This window comes from Kitasatospora arboriphila, from assembly GCF_039528095.1.
GTDB classification, from domain to species: domain Bacteria; phylum Actinomycetota; class Actinomycetes; order Streptomycetales; family Streptomycetaceae; genus Kitasatospora; species Kitasatospora arboriphila.
The window spans coordinates 1-3,208 of the sequence record NZ_BAAALD010000201.1 but is presented as its reverse complement, the minus strand read 5'-3'; the positions used below and the strand labels follow the sequence as shown (position 1 = coordinate 3,208).

Here is a 3,208-nt window from a genome sequence, read left to right as displayed (position 1 = left end):
GACTACGGCGTCGTCGGCGACCTGTTCACCGTCCTGCCCCAGCTCACCGCCGAGGTGAAGGCCCGCAAGGGCTGATCCGAGAGCCGGTCGACGCACGGCGCACGAGGGCGCGGCACCCGGGAGACCGGGGGCCGCGCCCTTCGCCGCGCCTGCCTCCCGCCTGCCCCGCGCCGGCCTTCGGGTGGCATTCCGGCGGCCTTCCACCGGCCTTCCACGGGGTGTCCCGAGCCGTGGGACGTCCCCGCGTGCCGGCCCGGAGGGGCGCGTAGAGTCCGGACCATGGGACTGCTGACGGCACTTGAGGGCGGACACGGGGACCGGGGCGACGCGGTGGTGGTCGACGGCCGGGCGATGTCGTGGGAGGAACTGCTCGGCGCGGCCGGCGCGGTGGCCGAACGGGTCGCGGGGGCGCCCGCCCTCGCCGTCCTGGCCCGGCCGACCGCCGAGACGGTGGCGGCCGTGGTCGGCGGGCTGCTGGCCGGCGTCCCCGTGGTGCCGCTGCCGCCCGACTCCGGGCCGAAGGAGCGCAGCCACATCCTCCGCGACTCCGGCGCCACGCTGCTGGCCGTCCCGCCGGGGGAGCAGGCGGAGGACGTCGAGACGGTGCCCGTGGACCTCGGCGCGCGCTCCGGCGCGACCTTCGCCGAGCCCGCGCCGGAGCGGCCCGCCTTCGTCCTCTACACCTCGGGCACCACCGGTGCGCCCAAGGGTGCGGTGCTCCCGCGCTCCGCCGTCGCCGCCGGCCTGGACGGCCTCGCCGACGCCTGGCGCTGGACGGCCGACGACACCCTCGTCCACGGGCTGCCGCTCTTCCACGTGCACGGGCTGGTGCTGGGGGTGCTCGGCGCGCTGCGCACCGGCAGTCGCCTGGTGCACACCGGGCGGCCCACGCCCGGCGCGTACGCCGGCGCGCGCGGCAGCCTCTACTTCGGCGTGCCGACCGTCTGGTCGCGGGTGACGGCGGACGGCACCGCCGCACGGGCGCTGTCCGGCGCCCGGCTGCTCGTCTCGGGCAGCGCGCCGCTGCCCGTCCCGGTCTTCGAGCGCCTCGCCGAGCTGACCGGCCACGAGCCGATCGAACGCTACGGGATGACCGAGTCGCTGATCACCGTCTCCACCCGTGCCGACGGCGAGCGCCGCCCCGGCAGCGTCGGCCTGCCGCTGGACGGGGTGCGCACCCGGCTCGTCGGCGAGGACGGCGGCGAGGTCCCCGCGGACGGCGGGTCCGTCGGCGAGCTGCAGGTCGCCGGGCCGACGCTGTTCGCCGGCTACCTCAACCGCCCCGACGCCGACGCGGAGGCCTGGACGGCCGACGGCTGGTTCCGCACCGGGGACGTCGCGGTGATCGGCCCGGACGGCTTCCACCGGATCGTCGGCCGGGCCTCCGTCGACCTGATCAAGAGCGGCGGGTACCGGATCGGCGCCGGCGAGGTCGAGGCCGCGCTGCGGGACCACCCCGAGGTCGCCGACGCCGCCGTGGTCGGCGTGCCCGACGACGACCTCGGCCAGGCCGTGGTCGCCTACGTGATCCCCGGCGGGCCGGTCACCGGCGAGGGTCTCACCGACTTCGTCGCCGCGCGGCTCTCCGTCCACAAGCGCCCGCGGCGGGTCGTGCTGGTGGACGAACTGCCCCGCAACGCCATGGGCAAGGTCCTCAAGAAGCAGCTGCTCGAACGCGGCTGACCGCCCCGCCCGGCATGTGCCCGGTGGCCGGACGCCGACGCTTCCGGGCGCCGCCAGGCATGGGACGGCGGCCCGTACGGGTACCACCGGTGTGGCGCGGGGGCCGCAGCACGGACTCCCGCCGCCCGGTGCGTGGGGCACCGGGGTGGGCCGAGGGCAGGGGATGCTCTGTGATCGTCTGGGTCAATGGCACGTTCGGCGCGGGGAAGACCTCCGCGTGCCGGGAACTCGTGGAGCTCCTGCCGGGAAGCCTCCTCTTCGACCCCGAACTGGTCGGCGCCGGACTCTGCCGGCTGCTGCCCGCCGACCGGCTCGCCCCGGTCGCCGACTACCAGGACCTCCCCTCCTGGCGGCGCCTGGTGCCCGAGGTCGCCGCGGCCCTGCTCGCCGAGGTGCCGGGCCCGCTGGTCGTCCCCATGACGCTGCTGCGCGAGGACTACCGCGACGAGATCTTCGGGGCGCTCGCCTCCCGCGGGATCGCCGTCCACCACTTCGTGCTGGACCCTGACGAAACGATCCTGCAGGAACGGATAGCCGCCCGGGACGAATGCCCCGGCGACCCCGAACGCAGCGAGCGCGTCCGCCGCTGGTGCCTGGACCACCTGCCCGCCTACCGCGCGGCCAGACGATGGCTCGCCCGTGACGCCCAGCTCGTCGACACCACCGGACTCACCCCCGAGCAGACCGCCCGCAGGCTCGCCCGGCTCGTCGAGGAGGGCACCGCACGCTGCCCGATCGTGCAGAGCGCAGACCCGACCGGCGACACCGTCGCCGCCGCCGTCCTGCTCTTCGACGAACAGGACCGCGTCCTGCTGGTCGACCCCGTCTACAAGCCCGCCTGGGAGTTCCCCGGCGGAGTCGTCGAACGCGGCGAGGCACCGACCGACGCCGCCCTGCGGGAGACCGCCGAGGAACTCGGCCTGCACCTCGACGCCCACGCACTGCGGCTGCTCGCCGTCGACTGGGAGCCCCGGACCGGCCCCCGCCGCGGCGGCCTGCGACTCGTCTACGACGGCGGGCGGCTCGGTGCCGAGGCCCGGCAGCAGCTGCGGCTGCAGGCCGACGAACTGCGCAGCTGGCGCTTCGTCACCCTCGACGAGGCAGCAGGGCTGCTGCCCGCCGCCCGGCTGCGGCGGCTCGCCGCCGCACTCGACGCGCGCGAGCACGGCGAACTGCGGTACCTGGAGGCGGGGCTGCCCGCCGCGGTCGGGGTCGCCACGGCCGGCTGACCGGGGGGTTGCGGGGCAGGACAGGGGCAGGACGGGGGATGGACGGGAGACGGCCGGGGGGCGGGCCCGGCCGCCTCCCGGTCGACGGGGAGGGCCGCGGACCGACGGTTCCATGATGGCGGGCCGGCGGGGGCGGGAGGGGTGGTACGCGGCGGGCGTGCAGGGGTGCGGGGTGGTGGGGCGGTCCCGGGGTGGGCGCGATTCCGCGGGTTCGCGCCATCCGGATCGCGCAGTTCTCCCCCGGCCTTCGGCCGGGGGGTGCCCCCACGCGCCCCCATGCGGTTCCCCGCGCCCCC

General features: G+C 77.0%; 2 protein-coding genes. Both read left to right on the top strand.

Features of this window, described 5'->3' with window-relative positions:
• Nucleotides 1-279: 279 nt before the first annotated feature.
• On the top strand, nt 280-1,683 hold the full coding sequence (locus ABD353_RS39400) for an acyl-CoA synthetase (RefSeq protein ID WP_344628538.1): 1,404 nt from the start codon (nt 280-282) through the stop codon (nt 1,681-1,683).
• A 170-nt stretch (nt 1,684-1,853) separates the two neighbouring features.
• Entirely contained in the window at nt 1,854-2,912 is a 1,059-nt protein-coding gene (locus ABD353_RS39395; protein WP_344628537.1) for an NUDIX hydrolase, read from the top strand.
• Nucleotides 2,913-3,208: the final 296 nt, after the last annotated feature.